General features: G+C 65.7%; 21 protein-coding genes. 10 read left to right on the top strand and 11 right to left on the bottom strand.

Annotated features, from left to right (window positions below; all coding sequences use genetic code 11):
* Positions 1-59: 59 nt before the first annotated feature.
* Genes QQZ18_RS14260 through QQZ18_RS14250 form a run of 3 tightly spaced genes read left to right on the top strand, consistent with a single transcriptional unit; the run spans position 60 to position 2,828 of the window.
* Positions 60-941, top strand: a complete 882-nt coding sequence (locus tag QQZ18_RS14260) for an ABC transporter permease (protein ID WP_284541583.1) — start codon at positions 60-62, stop codon at positions 939-941.
* Positions 938-1,720, top strand: coding sequence for an ABC transporter permease (locus QQZ18_RS14255; protein WP_284541582.1), 783 nt, complete (start codon positions 938-940; stop codon positions 1,718-1,720). Before QQZ18_RS14260 ends, QQZ18_RS14255 begins: the two co-directional genes overlap by 4 nt.
* Positions 1,721-1,757: 37 nt before the next feature.
* Entirely contained in the window at positions 1,758-2,828 is a 1,071-nt protein-coding gene (locus tag QQZ18_RS14250; protein WP_284541581.1) for an ABC transporter ATP-binding protein, read from the top strand.
* A gap of 52 nt (positions 2,829-2,880) precedes the next feature.
* Here the strand turns inward: QQZ18_RS14250 and QQZ18_RS14245 are convergent, their stop codons facing one another.
* A complete protein-coding gene (locus QQZ18_RS14245) occupies positions 2,881-3,435 on the bottom strand; it encodes an EF-hand domain-containing protein (protein WP_284541580.1) in 555 nt (184 codons plus the stop codon).
* A gap of 224 nt (positions 3,436-3,659) precedes the next feature.
* Between QQZ18_RS14245 and QQZ18_RS14240 the strand changes: the two genes are divergently transcribed.
* Genes QQZ18_RS14240 through speB form a run of 3 tightly spaced genes read left to right on the top strand, consistent with a single transcriptional unit; the run spans position 3,660 to position 6,710 of the window.
* Complete coding sequence (locus QQZ18_RS14240) at positions 3,660-4,388, top strand: response regulator (RefSeq protein ID WP_284541579.1); 729 nt, start codon at positions 3,660-3,662, stop codon at positions 4,386-4,388.
* Positions 4,385-5,776 carry an ATP-binding protein gene (locus QQZ18_RS14235; protein WP_284541578.1) on the top strand — a complete coding sequence of 464 codons (1,392 nt, stop codon included), beginning with the start codon at positions 4,385-4,387 and terminating at the stop codon, positions 5,774-5,776. Before QQZ18_RS14240 ends, QQZ18_RS14235 begins: the two co-directional genes overlap by 4 nt.
* A gap of 31 nt (positions 5,777-5,807) precedes the next feature.
* The gene (gene speB, locus QQZ18_RS14230) at positions 5,808-6,710 is read left to right on the top strand and encodes an agmatinase (protein WP_284541577.1); all 903 of its coding nucleotides are present in this window, start codon (positions 5,808-5,810) and stop codon (positions 6,708-6,710) included.
* A 4-nt stretch (positions 6,711-6,714) separates the two neighbouring features.
* Here speB and QQZ18_RS14225 read toward each other — a convergent pair whose 3' ends face one another.
* From QQZ18_RS14225 to QQZ18_RS14215, 3 genes are read right to left on the bottom strand one after another with little or no spacing between them, the layout of a single operon-like run.
* Positions 6,715-7,761 carry a quaternary amine ABC transporter ATP-binding protein gene (locus QQZ18_RS14225; protein ID WP_284541576.1) on the bottom strand — a complete coding sequence of 349 codons (1,047 nt, stop codon included), beginning with the start codon at positions 7,759-7,761 and terminating at the stop codon, positions 6,715-6,717.
* A gap of 10 nt (positions 7,762-7,771) precedes the next feature.
* The gene (gene choW, locus QQZ18_RS14220; protein ID WP_284541575.1) at positions 7,772-8,602 is read right to left on the bottom strand and encodes a choline ABC transporter permease subunit; all 831 of its coding nucleotides are present in this window, start codon (positions 8,600-8,602) and stop codon (positions 7,772-7,774) included.
* Positions 8,603-8,634: 32 nt separating this feature from the next.
* The gene (locus tag QQZ18_RS14215) at positions 8,635-9,570 is read right to left on the bottom strand and encodes a choline ABC transporter substrate-binding protein (protein WP_284541574.1); all 936 of its coding nucleotides are present in this window, start codon (positions 9,568-9,570) and stop codon (positions 8,635-8,637) included.
* 291 nt (positions 9,571-9,861) lie between these two features.
* Here QQZ18_RS14215 and betI point away from each other — a divergent pair, with 291 nt between their 5' ends.
* The gene (gene betI, locus QQZ18_RS14210) at positions 9,862-10,446 is read left to right on the top strand and encodes a transcriptional regulator BetI (RefSeq protein ID WP_284541573.1); all 585 of its coding nucleotides are present in this window, start codon (positions 9,862-9,864) and stop codon (positions 10,444-10,446) included.
* A 67-nt stretch (positions 10,447-10,513) separates the two neighbouring features.
* On the top strand, positions 10,514-11,392 hold the full coding sequence (locus QQZ18_RS14205) for an EamA family transporter (protein WP_284541572.1): 879 nt from the start codon (positions 10,514-10,516) through the stop codon (positions 11,390-11,392).
* A gap of 37 nt (positions 11,393-11,429) precedes the next feature.
* Here QQZ18_RS14205 and QQZ18_RS14200 read toward each other — a convergent pair whose 3' ends face one another.
* Positions 11,430-12,050: a c-type cytochrome gene (locus tag QQZ18_RS14200; RefSeq protein WP_284541571.1), complete on the bottom strand. Its 621-nt coding sequence runs from the start codon at positions 12,048-12,050 to the stop codon at positions 11,430-11,432.
* Between the two features lie 225 nt (positions 12,051-12,275).
* Between QQZ18_RS14200 and QQZ18_RS14195 the strand changes: the two genes are divergently transcribed.
* Both QQZ18_RS14195 and QQZ18_RS14190 read left to right on the top strand, forming a co-directional pair.
* Positions 12,276-13,031 carry a 3-deoxy-manno-octulosonate cytidylyltransferase gene (locus tag QQZ18_RS14195; RefSeq protein WP_446728650.1) on the top strand — a complete coding sequence of 252 codons (756 nt, stop codon included), beginning with the start codon at positions 12,276-12,278 and terminating at the stop codon, positions 13,029-13,031.
* Positions 13,032-13,180: 149 nt separating this feature from the next.
* Positions 13,181-14,065, top strand: coding sequence for a prephenate dehydratase (locus QQZ18_RS14190; protein WP_284541570.1), 885 nt, complete (start codon positions 13,181-13,183; stop codon positions 14,063-14,065).
* Between the two features lie 3 nt (positions 14,066-14,068).
* Here the strand turns inward: QQZ18_RS14190 and nudC are convergent, their stop codons facing one another.
* The 6 genes from nudC to QQZ18_RS14160 all read right to left on the bottom strand — a co-directional run bounded on the left by nudC (position 14,069) and on the right by QQZ18_RS14160 (position 18,145).
* Positions 14,069-15,004 carry an NAD(+) diphosphatase gene (nudC, locus tag QQZ18_RS14185; protein ID WP_284541569.1) on the bottom strand — a complete coding sequence of 312 codons (936 nt, stop codon included), beginning with the start codon at positions 15,002-15,004 and terminating at the stop codon, positions 14,069-14,071.
* Between the two features lie 60 nt (positions 15,005-15,064).
* Complete coding sequence (locus tag QQZ18_RS14180; RefSeq protein WP_284541568.1) at positions 15,065-15,340, bottom strand: DUF6460 domain-containing protein; 276 nt, start codon at positions 15,338-15,340, stop codon at positions 15,065-15,067.
* A gap of 194 nt (positions 15,341-15,534) precedes the next feature.
* On the bottom strand, positions 15,535-15,927 hold the full coding sequence (gene apaG, locus QQZ18_RS14175) for a Co2+/Mg2+ efflux protein ApaG (RefSeq protein ID WP_284541567.1): 393 nt from the start codon (positions 15,925-15,927) through the stop codon (positions 15,535-15,537).
* Between the two features lie 26 nt (positions 15,928-15,953).
* Entirely contained in the window at positions 15,954-16,796 is an 843-nt protein-coding gene (locus QQZ18_RS14170; protein WP_284541566.1) for a transporter substrate-binding domain-containing protein, read from the bottom strand.
* A gap of 117 nt (positions 16,797-16,913) precedes the next feature.
* On the bottom strand, positions 16,914-17,798 hold the full coding sequence (locus QQZ18_RS14165; protein ID WP_284541565.1) for a C40 family peptidase: 885 nt from the start codon (positions 17,796-17,798) through the stop codon (positions 16,914-16,916).
* A complete protein-coding gene (locus QQZ18_RS14160) occupies positions 17,795-18,145 on the bottom strand; it encodes a MarR family transcriptional regulator (protein ID WP_284541564.1) in 351 nt (116 codons plus the stop codon). The genes QQZ18_RS14165 and QQZ18_RS14160 overlap by 4 nt, the downstream gene beginning before the upstream one ends.
* Positions 18,146-18,176 lie beyond the last annotated feature (31 nt).

Genomic DNA, 18,176 nt, shown 5'->3' with positions numbered 1-18,176 from the left:
CCCTCCGGCCATGGTCGGAGGGCGGTTTTCCGCGATCGCCGATCCGGATAGCAAAAAGCATGGCTTTCAGTGCTTCGTCTGCCAGTTCCCCCCGCCCACGCGTTCCATGGGCCGTCGTCGGCGTAACGCCTTTCATGGTCTTCGCCGTGCTGTTCCTGGTCCTGCCGACCCTGTTTCTCGTGGTCGGCGCGTTTCAGGACAATGAAGGCAGTTTCACCTTCGCCAACTTGGGCAAGCTGTGGACGCCGACCATCCTGTCGTCCTACTGGATCTCCATCAAGGTGTCGGTCGCCTCGGCGGTGATCGGCGCGGCGATCGGTGCCTTCATCGCCTATGCGGCGGTGTCGGGTGGCCTGCCGCGCTGGATCCGCCCAACCATCATGACCTTCTCCGGCGTCGCATCGCAGTTCGCCGGCGTACCGCTGGCCTTCGCCTTTCTGGCGACGCTCGGCCGGCAGGGTCTGGTCACGTTGTTCCTGTCGTCGGTGTTCGGTCTCAACATCTACGCCCAGGGCTTCAACCTCCTGTCCTTCTGGGGGCTGACGCTCACCTACCTCTATTTCCAGATCCCGCTGATGGTGCTGATCGTCACCCCGGCCATCGAGGGGCTGCGGAAGGAATGGCGCGAGGCGGCCACCATCCTCGGCGCGTCCAACTGGCAGTATTGGCGTCATATCGCCGGGCCGGTTCTGCTGCCGAGCTTTCTCGGTGCGACGCTGCTTCTGTTCGCCAACGCCTTCGGCGCCATAGCCACCGCCTATGCGCTGACCGGCTCGTCGCTCAACATCGTCACCATCCTGCTCTACGCGCAGATCCGCGGCGACGTGCTGCATGACCAGAACCTCGGCTATGCCATCGCCTTCGGCATGATCGTCATCACCGGTCTTTCCAATCTCTGCTACATCCTGCTGCGCGTGCGCAGTGAAAGGTGGCTCAAATGAAGAGCGACCGCCTCGGCCACTGGCTCGCCATCCTGATCGGCACGCTGTATTTCCTGGTCCCGCTCGCGGCCACCTTCGAGTTTTCGTTGAGGAAGCTCAGGGGCGTCTACAGCTTCGAGGCCTACAGGGTGGTGCTGGCCGACCCGCAGTTCCAGTCGTCCTTCACCTTCTCGGTCGGCCTTGCCGTGGTCACCATTGTCTTCGGCATGGCCATCATCGTGCCGATGGCCTATTTCGTCGAGCTGCGGCTCAGGAAGCTCAGGCCGTTCGTCGAGTTCGTGACGCTGCTGCCGCTGGTGGTGCCGGCCATCGTCATCGTCTTCGGCTATCTGCGCCTCTACAACTCGTCGAGCGTCCTGCCGCTCACCAACTCCTCGCTCGGCACCAACTTTCTCCTGACCTGCGGCTACGTGACGCTGGCGCTGCCCTACATGTACCGCTCCATCGAGACGGGCCTCCGGTCCATCGACGTCAGAACGCTGACCGAAGCGGCCGAGAGCCTCGGCGCATCGTCGGGCACCATCATCTGGCGCATCATCCTGCCCAACATCCGGTCGGCCATGCTGTCGGGCGCCTTCCTGACCTTTGCCATCGTCATCGGCGAATTCACCTTCGCCAGCCTGCTCAACCGGCCGGCCTTCGGTCCCTACCTCCAGCTCATCGGCGCCAATCGTGCCTACGAGCCGGCGGCGCTGGCCGTCATGGCCTTCATGATCACCTGGGCCTGCATGGGGATCATCCAGGTCATCTCCCGCAACGCCGTTGCTGCCCGCCCCTGACCCGGCGCCCCAACCGCCGCACTCCACGGAACGCCCGATGTCCTTCATCGAAATCAGCCACCTCAGGAAGTCCTTCGGTCCGAACACCGTGGTCCACGACTTCAGCCTTTCCATCGAGAAGGGCGAGTTTATCTCCTTCCTCGGCCCGTCGGGCTGCGGCAAGACCACGATTCTCAGAATGATCGCCGGCTTCGAGACCGTCACGTCGGGATCGATCCATGTCGGCGGGCTGGAGATGACGAACCTGCCGCCGGCCAAACGCAATGTCGGCATGGTGTTTCAGGCCTACGCGCTGTTTCCCAACCTGACGGTGGCCGGCAACATCGGCTTCGGGCTGAAGATTGCCGGCAAGGACAAGGGCGAGATCGACGCGCGCGTTGCCGAGATGCTGGAACTCATCAAGTTGCCGGACCTCGGCGATCGCTACCCCTACCAGCTATCCGGCGGCCAGCAGCAGCGCGTGGCGCTCGCTCGCGCGCTGGCGATCAAACCGCAGGTGTTGCTGCTCGACGAGCCCTTGTCAGCGCTCGACGCCAAGATCCGCGTATCCCTGCGCGAGGAGATTCGGGCTCTCCAGCGCGAACTGGGCATCACCACCGTGTTCGTCACGCACGACCAGGAAGAGGCGCTGTCCATCTCCGACCGCATCGTGGTGATGAACGAAGGTCGGGCCGATCAGGTCGGGACGCCTTCGGAAATATACAACAACCCGACGACGCGTTTCGTGGCGAGTTTCGTCGGCACGCTCAATCTGTTCGAGGCGCGTGTTGTCGATCCGGCGACCGGGCGTGTGTCGATCGACGGCCAGCCGGTGGTGACGGCGCGCGACATTTCCGCCTTTGGCATCGCCGACGAGGCGACCGTGGCGCTGAGGCCCGAGGCACTGTCGCTCGGCGGCGACGGCGAGAGCGATCGCAATGCCCTTGCCGGAACCGTCGAGGAGGTGTCCTTCCTTGGCGCGGTGATACGCGTCCGCGTCCGGCTTCGCGAGGCCAGGGTGTCGCTCGACATCTTCAACGATCCGGCACTCGAGTTGCCGAAGGTCGGATCGGCGGCGACGGTTTTCTTCAAAAAGGACGATCTGCTGATCATCGATCGCGCGCAATAAAGCAAAGCCGCCCTCCGGAGGGAGGGCGGCGATGGTCTTGCGGGGTTCAGGATCAGTTGGCGGGATCGGGCGTCTCGTCGGCGGGCGCGTCCTGCGCCGGGCCGGGGCCCTGGCCCATCCAGTTCTTCATCATGCCCGGACCATGATGGCGGCCGTGCTTGCCATCACGGCCCCAGCCATCGCGGTTCGGCCGGTCTTCGGCCGAGAGGACACCGTCCTTGTTGCGGTCGAAGCGGTTCAGCATCTGCTCGGCGGCCGCATCGGCCTCGGCCTTGGTGATCTGACCGTCACCGTCGGCGTCGAGCCGCTGGAAGGCGCGCACCATCATTTCCCGATGTTGCTTCCAGAACCAGGGCTCGAACTCCTGAATGGTAATGCCGTCCTTGCCGTCGCTGTTGGCCTCCGCGAACATCTTGTCGCGATAGGCAGTCAGCTCGGCGGCGTCGACCTTGCCATCCTTGTTGGTGTCGGCCGCGGTGAAGACTTTCATCGGTCCGCCTGACGGGCCGTATCCCATCGGTCCCATGCCGGGGCCGGCGGCGAAGGCGACGGTGCCGATGGCAATGACCGAAAGAGTGGAAATCGTGGCGAGTGTGAGCGCTTTCACGGGAGCTTCTCCTTGTCTGTCCGTACCGCCTACGGCTTGAAAAGGGGGTTCCCGTTGGCGGCAGTGGCAACATAGGGAGCAATTGTCGCTCAAATTCGCCGGGAAATGCCCCTGTTGTATTGAGGCGTAACCTCGCAGGCGAGTGATACATCTTGATACCATTTCCTTTGGTATCCTTCCGGCGGATCGCTATCCTTGGGACACAGAACGTCCGAGTACCCGACATGACCGAACCTCAACCCCACATTCTGGTGGTCGACGATCATCGCGAGATCCGAGACCTTATCGGCCGCTACCTGCTGAAGAACGGATTTCGAGTCACGACGGCAGAGAGCGCGGCAGCGGCGCGAAAGGCGCTGAAGGCGGCGGCGGTCGATCTCGTGGTGCTCGACATCATGATGCCTGGCGAGGACGGCCTCAGCCTGTGCCGCTTCCTGCGCGAGAGCTCGGATACGCCGGTGATCCTGCTCACCGCCATGGCCGAGGATACCGACCGGGTCGTCGGCCTGGAAATCGGCGCCGACGACTACGTCACCAAGCCGTTCAATCCGCGCGAACTGCTCGCCCGCATCCGCGCGGTGCTGAGACGAACGCAGGCCGTGCCCAAGCCCCGGGATCCACTGGAGTCCCGGCGGTTGAAGTTCGACCGCTTCGTGCTCGATGCGCGCCGCCGGGAACTGGTCGGTGGCGACGGCGTGGCACTGCCGCTGTCCACGGCCGAGTTCCAACTGCTCACCGCTTTCCTGAAGCGTCCCAACATGGTCCTCAACCGCGATCAGCTGATGGATCTCACCTCCGGACGCACGCCGCAAATCTTCGATCGTTCCATCGACAATCAGGTCAGTCGGCTGCGCAAGAAGATCGAGGTCGACCCCAAGAATCCCGAACTGATCAAGACCGTGTGGGGAGGCGGTTACATCTTTGCCGCCGACGTCGAGGAGTTGTCCGAGTGAGATTGCGTCTGTTCCCGCGCAGCCTTGCCGGCCAGCTTTCGGTATTGCTGATCGCCGCCGTCCTGATCGCCCAGGTGGTCACGCTGGTGTTCTTCGCCGAAAGCCGGCGATCGGCGATCGACGCGGCGGCCCGCGAGCAGGTGCTCGGCCGCATTGCCACGCTGGCCAACCTGATCGAGGAAACGCCCGTCGGCCAGCGCGATCGCATTCTGGGGGCGCTCAGCACCAGCCGCTTTACCTACTCGGTCACTCCCGAGCCGCTGGTCAAGGGAGACGTCACCGTCTGGCCCGACAACGAGACGCGCGCCAAGCTCGACGAAATCTTCGGGCCGGGGCGACAGGTCCGCGCCGAGTTTGCCGACAACGACCGGGCCGGTGTCGAACCGCGCCCCGTACCGCGGGGCAACGGACAGGGACCGGGTGGCCGGCAGCGGATGAAGCACTGGCCGCCGACGCTTGCGCTGTCGGTGCGGCTTGCCGACGGCGCCTGGCTCAACTCGGAAACGCTGCTGCCGCGCCCCCAGCTCTGGGCATGGCCGGTGGTGATGTCGACCTTCCTGACGGTGATCGCCATATCCCTGGTCATGGCGCTGTCGGTGCGGCGGATCACCAAGCCGCTCCGGGAGCTGGCCCAGGCGTCCGACCGGCTCGGGCGCGGCGAGAATGTGCCCGACCTGCCCGAACGCGGTCCGGAGGAGATCGTCCGCGCCACGCGGGCCTTCAACGCCATGCAGGCGCGCGTCAGCCGTTTCGTCGCCGACCGTACCCGCATGGTGGCGGCAATCAGCCATGACCTCCGAACGCCTCTGACGTCGCTGCGCCTTCGGGCGGAGTTCATCGACGATGACGAGACGCGCGAGCGGATGATTGCCACCATCGACGAGATGGCGCGCATGGCCGAGGCGACGCTGGCCTTCGCCCGCGACGACGCGGCGGGCGAGGCGTCGCGCAATACCGATCTCGTGGCGCTGATCGAGGCGGTATCGGCCGACTTCTCGGACCTTGGTCATGACGTCACCGTGGAGGGGCCGGAGCATCTCTATCTGTCGGTCCGGCAGGTGTCGCTGCGGCGCGCCTTGCGCAATCTTGTCGAGAACGCCATCCGCTACGGGCTCCGCGCCCGCGTCCGGCTGGAGCGCACCGCCACCGCCGTCGTCATCGTCGTTGACGACGATGGCCCCGGCATCCCCGAGGACAAGCTGGAGGAGGTCTTTGCCCCGTTCACCCGGTTGGAGACGTCCCGCAATCTCGAAACCGGCGGCGTGGGCCTCGGCCTTGCCACGGCGCGCTCGATCGTCCGGGCCCACGGCGGCGAATTGACGCTTGCCAATCGGCCCGGCGGCGGTTTGACTGCGGCGATTCATCTGCCGGTCGCCGCCGAGACCTGACGGCTGCCGGAGCGCGCACGCAGGAGCGTCCATGTCCGGTACCCCGACCTTCGCTGTTGCCTCAAGTTTCATGGGGCTCCCTCGCTCCGATCGCAGCGCCGCTTTTGCTCTGGCCGGCATCCCGCTCGACATCGGCGTCACCAACCGTACCGGCGCCCGCTCGGGGCCGGCCGCCGTGCGCGCGGCGAGCCGCATGCTGACCGATGGTGACCATCCGCATTTCTGGATCGACCCGACGCGTCTCGATATTGCCGACATCGGCGACTTCACGATCGCCCTCGGTGATCTCGCCGCAAGCTATCGGCTGATCGAAGAACAGGCCGAGGGGCTCGATCATCTTCTTGCCGTCGGGGGCGAACACGGCATCACGCTGCCGCTCCTGCGCGCCCTGCGTCGCAAGGTCGGTGCGCCGCTCGGCCTTGTCCATTTCGACGCCCATGTCGACACCTGGCCGGACAACTTCGGCCAAGTTTATGGTCACGGCTCGCCCTTCTACCACGCCATCGAGGAAGGACTCGTCGATCCCAGGCGAATGATCCAGATCGGCATTCGCTCGCCCGTACAGCGGGAAGTCTGGGACTGGACGGTCGGGAAGGGCGTCACCATCCTCTCGGCCCAGGACGTTCACGCGCTGGGGCCGGCCGCCGTCGCCGAACGGGTCCGGAAGGTCGTGGGATCGGGAGCGACCTATTTCAGCTACGATGTCGACTGCCTCGATCCGGCCTTCGCTCCCGGCACCGGTACGCCGGAGTTCGCGGGCATTCTGCCATGGCAGAGCCAGGCCATTCTTCGCAGCCTTGCCGGCATCGACTTCGTCGGCATGGATGTCGTGGAAGTCGCCCCCGCCTACGACGTGTCGGAGATCACGTCGCTCGCAGCCGCCACGGTGATCTGGGACTATCTCGGCCTCGTCGGGTCGGCGAAGACGGCCTGATCGGCTACTTCCTGAGGATGGCCTTGAGGATTGCTTCCGAGGTGATGGCGCCGACGATTTCGCCGGCGTCTTCGACGAGCACCGGCTTGCCGGTGGCGACGGAAGCGGCCATCACTTCGCGGATCGGCGTCGTCGGGGCGACCACCGCGCTGCCCTCCTCGCGAATGAGATCGCCGGCCGGTGCCATGACGTCGGCGGCGCGCAACACGTTGAGCGGGTTCATGTGGGCGACGAACTCGGCGACATAGGGCGTCGCCGGGGCCAGCATGATCTCCTGCGCCGTACCCACCTGCACGACGCGCCCGCCGGCCATGATGGCGATGCGATCGCCGAGCTTCATGGCCTCGTCGAGGTCGTGGCTGACGAACAGGATGGTGCGCTTCAGCTCGGCGCGGAAATCGATCAGCTCATCCTGCAGCTTGTCGCGGATCAGCGGGTCGAGGGCCGAGAAGGGCTCGTCCATCAGCAGGATCGGCGCCTCGGTGGCGAATGCGCGGGCAAGACCCACCCGCTGCTGCATGCCGCCGGACAGCTCCTGCACCCGGCGGTCGGCCCAGTCGGCCAGGTGAACGCGCGCCAGCTCCGTCGCGACGCGCGCGGCGATGTCCGCCTTGGGCACGCCCGCGAGTTCGAGCCCGAGCGCCACGTTGTCGGCCACCGTCCGCCAGGGCAAGAGACCGAACTGCTGGAAAACCATGGCGACGCGTCGGCGGCGGATGCGGCGCAGCGCCACGGCATCGCAACGGGCGACATCGACTTCGCCTTCGCCGTCACGCACGAAAAGGTGCCCCCGGCTGACCCGGTTGAGGCCGTTGACGGCACGGATCAGCGTCGACTTGCCCGAGCCGGAAAGCCCCATCAGCACCAGGCATTCGCCCTCGCGCACCGAAAAGGATGCCTGCATGGCGCCGACGGTGAGGCCGGTCTCGGCGGTGATTTCCGATGGACTGAGGCCGGCATCGATCAGAGGGAAAGCGGGCTCCGGCTTCTTGCCGAAGACGATGTCGACGCGCTCGAAGCGCAACGCGTCGCGAACGCGGGAGGATGACACGAACAACTCCTCAGCCGCGAATCCGGCACATGCGGTCGAGCATGATGGCGATCAGCACGATGGCGAGCCCGGCGGTAAAGCCCATGCCGATGTTGACGGTATTGAGCGCCCTCACCACCGGTACGCCGAGACCGTTGGCGCCGACCATGGCGGCGATGACCACCATCGATAGCGACAGCATGATGGTCTGGGTGAGGCCGGCCAGAATTTGCGGCATGGCATAAGGCAGCTCCACCTTGACGAGCCGCTGCAACGGCGTCGCGCCGAAGCTGTCGGCCGCCTCGACCAACGGCTTTGGCGTCGAGGACACGCCGAGGGCCGTAAGGCGGATCGACGCGGGCAGGGCAAAGATCACCGTGGCGATCAGACCCGGCACCATGCCGAGACCGAACAGAACCAATGCCGGGATGAGATAGACGAAGGTGGGGATGGTCTGCATCAGGTCGAGCACCGGACGCAACGCCGCCATGGCCCAGGCTCTCCGCGCCGCCAGGATGCCGATCGGCACGCCCAGCCCCATGCAGACCGCCGATGACGCCACGACCAGCGCCAGCGTCTGAGTCGTTTCCTTCCAGAACCCCTGGTTGACGATGAAGAGGAGCGCCGCTGCCACGAACACCGCGAGCGGGATCGACCGCTTGAGGATGAAGGCCAGCGTGGCGATCAAGGCAACCGTCACCGGTGGCGGCGGCGCCTGCAATGCCAGGACGATCCAGCCCACGGCTCCGCCGAGCACGGCGGAAATGGCGTCGAAGAAGCCGCCGCCATTGGCCGTCAGCCAGTCCACCAGCGTCTTGGCCCAGGGGCCGACCGGGATCTTGTAGGCCGTCAGGAAGTCCATGATCGCCTCAGCTTCCTATTACCGCGTCAGTTTTACAGCCCGAGTGACGCCTTCACGGCGGCGAGGCCATCCTTGCCGTCGCGCGTCATGACGCCGTCGAGCCAGGGACCGAGCGTGTCGGGATGCGCCTTCAGCCAGGCCTTGGCGGCATCCTTGGCGTCAGCGCCGTTGTCGAGAATGTCGCCCATGATCTCGTTCTCGAAGGGCAACGTGAACTTCAGATTGTTGACGAACTTGCCGAGGTTCGGGCAATCGACCGACAGGTTCTTGCGCGTGTTGGTGTAGATGGTGGCGCCACCGAAGTTCGGGCCGAAGACGTCGTCGCCGCCTTCGAGATAGGCCATCTCGAAACGGGCGTTCATCGGGTGCGGCTCCCAGCCGAGGAAGACGATCGGCTTGTTGTCCTTCACCGCCCGACTCACTTCGGCAAGCATGCCCTGCTCGGAACTCTCCACCAGTTCAAACCCGGTGAGATCGAACTTGCCGTCGTTGATCATGCCGAGGATGAGGCGGTTGCCGTCGTTGCCCGGCTCGATGCCGTAGATCTTGCCGTCGAGTTCGGTCTTGAACTTGGCAATATCGCCGAAGGACTTGAGACCGGCGTCGAAGGTGTATTTCGGCACGGCGAGCGTGTACTTGGCCCCCTCGAGGTTGATGCCGGTCACCTCGATCGTTCCCTTGTCGAGGTAGGGCTTGAGGTCGGCCTCCATGGTCGGCATCCAGTTGCCGAGGAAGACGTCGATGTCGCCGTTGGCAAGCGATGCGAACGTGACCGGCAATGCGAGAAGCTGTACCTCCGGCTGGTAGCCAAGCCCTTCGAGCACAGCGGAGGCGGCACCCGTGGTGGCCGTGATATCGGTCCAGCCGACATCCGCAAAGCGCACGGTCGTGCAGGCGTCGCCGTCGGCGGCAAGCGCGGGACCGGCGAGAGCAAGGGCGATCGGCAGGGCGGCAAAGGCGGATTTCATCGGCTGTAGAGCTCCTCAAGCCGTCCGGAGGCATAACCTCCCTCGGGCCATGAAAGTTTTATGACCATGCGGAGCGAAGTGAATACGCATTTTCCAGTGAATGCCAATGCTTTTTTGACCGATTGCAGTGGAGTACTTCACGGATTCCGCGGAAATCGGCCGGTCGTAGCGTATTTGTCGGACCTCGTTCGCGCCTCGCCATCGCAAGACGGGTGGAATTACGCTGTGAGTTTTTTATTGATTGAGCAGTCAATTAAAAATATGCTGTGTCCAGCAGCAATGGAGAGCGGAATGCCCAAGCTCGGCATGCAGCCCATCCGCCGACTGGAGTTGGTGGTCGCGGCCGTGGAAGCCATTCATGAGCGGGGTCTCAATGGCGTGACCATGGGGGACATCGCCAAGAGGGCAGGTGTGTCGCCTGCGCTGGCGCATCACTATTTCGGTTCCAAGGACGAACTGCTGTCGGCCACCATGCGCCACCTTCTCGGCGAGTTCGCATTCGCCGCCCGCCGCCGCCTCGCAGAAGCGGGCGATCCGCGTTCCCGCGTCGATGCCATCCTGGCGGCGAGTTTCGCGCCCGAGCAGTTCTCCCCCGCCGTCATTTCGGCCTGGCTCGCCTTCTACATGCAGTCCATTCACGACAAGGCGGCTGCACGTCTGCTCGCCATCTACCTGAAGCGGCTCGAGGCCAACCTCCGGCACGATCTTCGGCCGCTTGTCGGCGATGGCGCCCCGGCTCTCGCGCGTGGCATCGCGGCGATGATCGACGGTCTCTGGCTGCACGCCGCATTGCCGACGTTGCATCGCTCCCCCGGCGAGGCCCTCGGCATTCTGCGCGATTATGTCGATGGTCGTCTCGCCGTGGCGAGAACCTGAGATTTCCCCGTTTGCGTCCGGGCCGTCGCACCGCTAGGCTTTGCGCTCCTCCCGGAGCCGTTCGCCCATGCCTGTCCGCCATATCGCCCTCGCCGTCCTCGTCACGGCGATCTGGGGCTTCAACTTCGTCGTGATCCGTCTCGGGCTCGGCTCCGTGCCGCCGCTCCTGCTCGCGGCGCTGCGGTTTGTCGTCGCCGCCCTGCCGGTCGTCTTTCTCGCGCGGCCGAATGTGCCGCCGATGCGGATGATCGCAGTGGGCATGACGCTGTTCGTCGGTCAGTTCGCCTTCCTGTTTCCGGCGATGAAGCTCGGCATGCCTCCGGGGCTCGCCTCGGTGACGCTGCAAAGCCAGGCCTTCCTGACCATCCTGTTCGCCGCGCTCGCCCTTGGGGAGCGGCCAAGGCCCCGCCAGCTTGCCGGTGCCGGTGTCGCCGCGCTCGGACTCCTGACCATTGCCTCCACGGTGGGCGGCGACTTCACGGCGATCGGTCTCGGTCTGACTCTTGCCTCGGCGGCGAGCTGGGCTCTCGGCAATGTCCTGATGCGGGGCACCGGCAAGGTCGACATGTTCCCGATGATGGTCTGGCTCAGCCTCGTGCCGCCGATCCCGCTGTTCGCGTTATCGCTCGTCTTCGAAGGATGGCCGGCCATCGTCTCCGGCGTCGCCGGAATGGGACTGGTGGGCGCCGGCTCGGTGCTCTATCTCGCCCTGCTCGCCACGCTGGTCGGCTTCGGCCTCTGGGGCTTCCTTCTCAAGAACCACCCGGCCTCGACGGTGGCGCCCTTTTCGCTTCTGGTGCCGCTGTTCGGCACGCTGTCGTCCTGGCTGGTGCTGGGAGAGACCTTTTCGCCGCTCCGCGTCGCCGGCATGGGGTTGATCCTTCTTGGGCTCGCCACCATCGCCCTACCGTTGCCGACCTTCGCCAAAAGACGACGGGCGGCCTGAAGGCCGCCCGCGTGATCTGCTTCCGTCTGGAGCCTGATTACGGCAGCGGCGCCGGATTGGCCGACAGCGACCGAAGGTAGGCGATCAGATTGGCGCGATCTTCCGGCTTCTTGACGCCGGCGAAAGCCATCTTGTTGCCGGGCACCTCGGTCTTGGGGTTGGTGAGATAGATGTCGAGCGTGGCGTAATCCCAGGTGTGGGTTTCGCCGAAGGTCACCATGGCTGGCGAGTACTTGAAGCCCTCATGCGTGCCCGGCTTGCGGTTCACGACTTCCCAAAGGCCGGGGCCAACCTTGTTGGCGCCCGAATCGGCGAAGGAATGGCAGGCCGTGCAGACCTTGGACGTCTTCTCGCCGGCGGCGACGTCGGCGGCCTTCAGACGGTCGGCGATGGGCGCCACGTCAGAGCCGGCGGCTGCCGGCGCCGCGGCGGCCTGCTGGGTCGCAACGGCGGCCGGTGCGTTGGGATCGGGCGCGACCGCAGCGGGTGCGGGAGCCTCTGTCGCGGCAACCGCCGGAGCGGCGTTCATGTCGACGACATAGCCGGGTGTCTTGAGGTCCTGCTTGGCAAAAATCTGGTCGGACACGAAATCGATGGCGAAAGCGACGACGGCGACCGCCAGCACGGCGCCGAGAATCTTGTTGGGTTGCAGCGACATCGGGGACACCGGCTCCTTGGGGTCGCGCGGCGCCCGCCCTGGCGCGCGTGACGTTTGGCGGTTTAGGAATGGATCTCACCAGAGGATTTCTGGTCACACTCGGCAGCATATACGGGATTTTGCTCCCTCCTGCAAACTATCCTCAGGTCGCGCCGCGCCGTATAAAGCGGCCGCTCGAAAGTGCGTCGGCCGACGCCTTTTCGCCGCCCTGCCGGAGGATTGCACGTGTCCGAAGTGAAGCCGAACGTCTTGGTGATCATTCCCTCGCGCCTCGGATCGACGCGCCTGCCGGACAAACCGCTCGCCGATATCCATGGCGAGGCGATGATCGTCCACGTCTGGCGGCGTGCCGTCGAGGCCGGCATCGGCGAGGTGGTCGTCGCCTGCGATCATCCCTCCATCAAAGCGGTCATCGAAGCGGCCGGCGGACGAGCGGTGCTGACGCGCCCCGACCATCCGAGCGGTTCGGACCGGATCTTCGAAGCGCTTTCCAAGGCCGATCCCGAGGGAAGGGTCGAGGTGATCGTCAACGTGCAGGGCGACCTGCCGACCATCGCACCGGCCGCCGTTCGCGCTTGCTTCGATCCGCTTCTCGATCCTGTGGTCGACGTTGCCACGCTGACCGCCGAGATCGTTCGCGACGAGGAGAAGGTCGACCCCAACGTGGTCAAGGTGATCGGCTCGCCGGTGGCCGAGCGTCGCCTCCGGGCGCTCTATTTCAGCCGCGCCACGGCGCCTTATGGCGACGGGCCGCTTTATCACCATATCGGCCTCTACGCCTATCGCCGCGCGGCGCTCGCCCGTTTCGTGACGCTGCCGCCGTCGACGCTCGAGAAGCGCGAGAGGCTGGAGCAGCTCCGCCTTCTCGAGGCGGGCATGCGCATCGACGCGGCCATCGTCGATGACGTGCCGCTGGGCGTCGACACCCCGCACGATCTCGACCGGGCCAGGGCGATCATCGGCGCCTCTCTCAAGAGATGATGAGGCCGTGGCGTTTCCGGTGAGGCAGGAAACGCCCCTTCCGATCTCACGGCGCAGTCCGAAGGTGGACCCCATGTCCACTTTCGCTGGAATTGCTTCGGCGCGGCTGCTATGCCGCTTTCCGCCTTATGAAAAAGCGGAAGAGAACGATGTCGGAGAAGCTTAAGGTCGTGTTCCAGGGCGAGCCGGGCGCCAATTCCCATCTTGCCGCTCTTGAAGTCTATCCCGATTGCGAGGCGATCGCCTGTCCGACCTTCGAGGACTGCTTCGCCGCGCTCGCATCCGGCGCCGGTCACCTCGGCATGATTCCGATCGAGAACTCGACCGCCGGCCGGGTCGCCGACATTCATCACATCCTGCCGCACGCCGACGTCCATATCATCGGCGAGCATTTCCTGCCGGTTCACCACCAGCTCCTTGGCGTCAAAGGCGCGCGCCTTGAGAACGTCCGGACGGCGCAGAGCCACGTACAGGCGCTCGGTCAGTGCCGGCAAACGCTGCGCTCGCTCGGCATCACGCCGATCGTCGGCGCCGACACCGCCGGTTCGGCCCGCGAGATCGCCGAGGGGGGCGACCCCACGCGCGCCGCCATCGCCTCGTCGCTTGCCGCCGACATCTACGGTCTCGACGTGCTGAAGGCCGACTGCGAGGACACGCTCCACAACACGACGCGTTTCATCATCCTGTCGCCGCGTCCGCGCGCTGCTCCGCCCTATGGCACGCCGACGGTGACCACGTTCATCTTCCGAGTCCGCAACATTCCGGCCGCGCTCTACAAGGCCTTGGGCGGTTTCTCCACGAACGGCATCAACATGACGAAGCTGGAGAGCTACCAGCTCGAAGGCCAGTTCTTCGCGACGCAGTTCTACGCCGACGTCGAAGGACATCCCGACGACCCGGCGGTGAAGTTCGCCCTGGAGGAGCTCGAGTTCTTCAGCCGTGAGGTCAAGGTGTTCGGCAGCTATCCCGCCAGCCCCTTCCGCGACAAGATCCGCGAGCCGGCGGCCCATCTCGGACTCCGGCCCGGCGAGTGATCGCTACTTGAGGTCCGCCCACACCTCGATCAGGTGGCGGGCGACCGCCAGTCTCGGCGGGCAGTGAAGCTTGCCGACCTCGGTGGTCGCCAGCATCGCCTTGACCTCGTCGCGCGTGAACCAGCGGCAGTCGTCCATCTCTGCCTTGTCCACCACGATGTCGGTGGAGATCGCCTCGCCATAGCAGCCCAGCATCAGGTTGGCCGGAAACGGCCACGGCTGGCTGGCATGATAGCGGACTGGGCCGACGTCGATGCCGGATTCTTCCTTCACTTCGCGGCGCACGGCGTCCTCGACCGTCTCTCCCGGCTCCATGAAGCCGGCAAGGCAGGTATACATGCCGGCCTCGAAGCGGGGCGTCCGGCCGAGCAGCACCCGGTCGTCGCCGTTCTGGATCAGCATGATCACCACTGGATCGGTTCGCGGGAAGTGCTGGGTGCCGCAACCGGTGCAGGTGCGCTGGTAGCCGGCAGCAATGCTCACCGTCGGTGCGCCGCAGACGCCGCAGAAACGGTGGCGCTGGTGCCAGAACAGCGTTGCCCGCGCCTGTGCCACGGGGCCAAAACCGTCGGCTCCGACCACGGCATCACGGGCAAGGCTGCGGAGATCGACAAGGGTTTCGCCGGGCTCCAGCTCCGGTTCGGTCTTGAACTCGCCGGCAAACCACGGGCGCCCCTCGGCGTCGAGGCCAAGGAAAATCTGCGTCTCCGTTTCCTGGAACAGGGCGGAGGCGGCGTTGCCCTCGAAGTCGAGGCGGCCCGACTTCACGAGGACGCGGTCGCCGAACAGCATCATCAACCGGCGGTGCGGGTCGGCAAGATGGCGTTGCACCAGCGCTTCGTCGGTGCGTTGCTCGGAATGACGATGAAGAACGTTGGTCGAGTAGGTGTTGTGGCTGGACCAGTCGAAGCCGAAGGGCGGGTCGGAAGGCAGAATCATCGTGTCATTCGCTTTCAGTGGGCCGGCTCTCACCGCCGGCCGGGTGCTTGCGACCGTCCGTCAGAAACGGTTGCGGCCGATATTGAGCAGTCTCAGCACCAGCCAGACCGGGATCACCACCACGGCGCCAAGCAGGAAGTAACGCCAGACACGGTCGACGGCATCGAAGCCCATCGACCAGATGCGGTCGACGAAGCGAAGCGCCGACGTGACGATGTCGTAGGGCTCTATGCCGAGCGCGGCGAGCACGACGCCGACGACCAACGAGAGGATGACAAGCCTCAGAAGAAGGCGGGCCGGGCTGTCGCCGAACAGGCGCGCGAAACGGTCGGACATGGGAACAACGCTCCGGCTTTCCGGTGAGGGAGTTGCCGACAGATAGGCGCGGCAACCGATCTTGTCCAGCCGTTGGAGGTGACCAGATGCGGGCAATCTTGAAGTGACCTCAGGCGCGGTTCGACGGCAGCCGACCCACCCGCGCAACATGAAGCATCTCGGAAACGGGTGCCGAGCGGAAGCCGGGGCGGATACTAGTTGAGGGTACGCACCGCCGCCGGGCTGTCGAGCGAGAAGGCCGGAATGACGACGTCGAGCGTGGTGCCGCGATCGTCGACCATTCGATAGCTGCCGGACATGATGCCGCTCGGCGTCGATAGCGGGCAGCCGCTCGTGTACTCGAAGGCCTCGCCCGGTTCGATGATCGGTTGCTGCCCGACGACGCCCGGCCCGGTCACCGTGCGGCGCAGGCCGTTGGCGTCGGTGATCTCCCAGAAGCGCGTCACGAGCTGCACGGCGCGCCGGCCATGATTGGCGATGACCACCCGGTATGACCAGACATAGCGGTGCTCGTCGGGCTCGGACTCTCCAGGGAGATAACTCGGCTCCACGCTGACGACGATCTCATGGCTGACGGCGGTAAACATGATGCATCCCGGTTCGCGGCTCGGCGTCAGTAAAGGCTTTCGGGGAAGAAGCGCAAGGCGAGATCGGCCAGCGTGCCGTCGGCGTCGAGGGCGCGCAGCGCACCGTCGATGCTGGCCTTGAGCGCGGTGTTGTCGGCGGCGACGGCGATCTTCATGCCGTCGCCGAAATAGGCCGGCTCGGTGTAGGCGCCGCCGGAAAAAGCGCAGCAGCCCTTGGCGACCGGACCGGCCAGCCAGAAGGACGCGCCGACGGCACCGGCGAAGACGGCATCCACCTCGCCGCTCTTGAGGAGCGAGAACAGCTCGGCCTCGGTGGTCGCGGGACGAAGCTTGGAGGTAGGGAAAAAGTCGCCGATGAAATCGGCATAACGGCTGCCGGCGATGACGCCCACCGATTTGCCGGCCAGCGAGCGCGGCGATGGCTCCACCAGTGCCGGCCAGCGGCGGACGAAGCGCGCCGGCTCCCTGAAGTAGGGAACGGAGTAGGCCAGATGGCGGCGCAGGGCCGGCGTATCGGCGACGCCCGCGGCGATGGCGTCTGCCTTGTTCTCGCGCACCGCCTCGAGAAGAAGAGGAAACGGCCGGACCTGAACGGTACAGGGAATGGTAAGGCGCGCGCAGATCGCTCTCGCGACCTCGACGTTGAAACCGGTGATGAGGCCCGAACCGTCGACGAAGTTGAACGGCGGGAAGTCGTCGGAGGTCACGAAGCGAATGGATGGCGGGCTCGCGCCGGCGGTGGCCCCCGTCCCGAGAGGCACAAGCCGGGGATAGTCGGCGTCGGCGGCGCGGAGTTCCGAGACAAACGGGCCGGCGAGGCAGAACAGCAGACCCAGGCTTGCAGCAACCAAGGTTTTTGATAGGCGCATCTTCGACACACTCGGCGGCTGCGAAAATGAAAGTCCCACGAGGCTAGCCGAACTTGTGGTTTGGCGGAAGCCTCGGCTGCCGGTCCTCGGATCTACGGGGGCTCCGACCCGTTCCCGTCACGCCTTGGCGCGGTAGCCGGCAAGCCGTCGTACGCTCGTCACCGGCACACCGCCAGAGGCGATGCGGGCAATGGCGCCGCCGAGCGGCTCCATCACCGTTGCCATGTGAAAGCCGTTGGCGTGCAGCAGCTGGTCCGGACCCGCGACGATGCCGACATGCCCCTTCCAGAACACGAGATCGCCGCGCTCGAGCGCGTCGGGATCGCCATTCCAGTCGACCGGCTCGCCGGCGCCGGTCTCCTGCTGGTCGGTGTCGCGGGGAGCGGCGACGCCGGTTTCGGCGAGGGCGCGCTGGACGAGCCCCGAGCAGTCGATGCCGAGGCTCGACGAACCGCCCCAGAGATAGGGCGTGCCGACATAGGTGGCGGCAACGGCGACGAAATCGCCGGCCGGCGGCGATCCGACCGGCCGGAGGTGCTTCATCACCGTGGCCGTACCGTCGGAGAGCAGCGCGTAAACGAGGTTGCGTCGCTCAACTTCGCCCGTGACCGTGACGAGCGCCCCCTGAACCAGCGTGTAGGCGACGGGCAGCTTGAGGTCGGACCCCGAGAAGGCGAAGGAGCGCACCTGCGACACTGCATGCGTCGGCTCGGGCGTCGAGAAGGACACTGCCTCGGCCGGCATGTAACCGACATAGCCGTCTCGCCCGATCCGGACAAAGGCCCAGCCTTCGCCGTCGACATCGAGCACGTTGATCGCCTCGCCATGGATCGCCTCGCTGTCGAGCGGGCAATCGAAGCGCGGCTCGCGCCGGAGACCGGCGATCGGCGAAATGATCCGGGCCGGCCGTGGCTCGGCATATCGCTCGGCCGCCACGTGACCGGCAAGCGCGGCGTCGGCGAGGTCGGGGCGGGCGAACGTGGTGCGGCGGTCGGTGGTCAACGCGGCAGCTCCCTGGCTTTGTCCACGATGATATCGGCAAGGCGTTCGAGGAACAGCGCCCCTTCCACCGTGCGATGAACGATGACGTTGCGCCTGTCGGTCTCGTCGCGCTTGCGGCCCAGAAGCTTCAGTTCGCCCATGGTGTCGAGCGCACGCGTGATCGCCGGTTTGGTGACGCCGAGCTTTTCGGCGAGGCCGCGCACCGTGTGCGGCGGCGGCTCGAGATAGACGGTGAGCAGCACGGTGATCTGGCGCGGCGACAGGTCGGCGCCGTTCTCGCGCACGGTGGCGAGCGAGACATCGTGCCAAAGTCTGAGGGCCTGAGCGGGGCGCATGTCGATCGGCATGCGCCCTGTCTACACCGAACTCGTTTCGGAG

Source organism: Pleomorphomonas sp. T1.2MG-36, assembly GCF_950100655.1.
Lineage (GTDB): Bacteria > Pseudomonadota > Alphaproteobacteria > Rhizobiales > Pleomorphomonadaceae > Pleomorphomonas.
The sequence above is the reverse complement of the archived record's forward strand: the minus strand, read 5'-3'. Positions and strand labels throughout refer to the sequence as shown.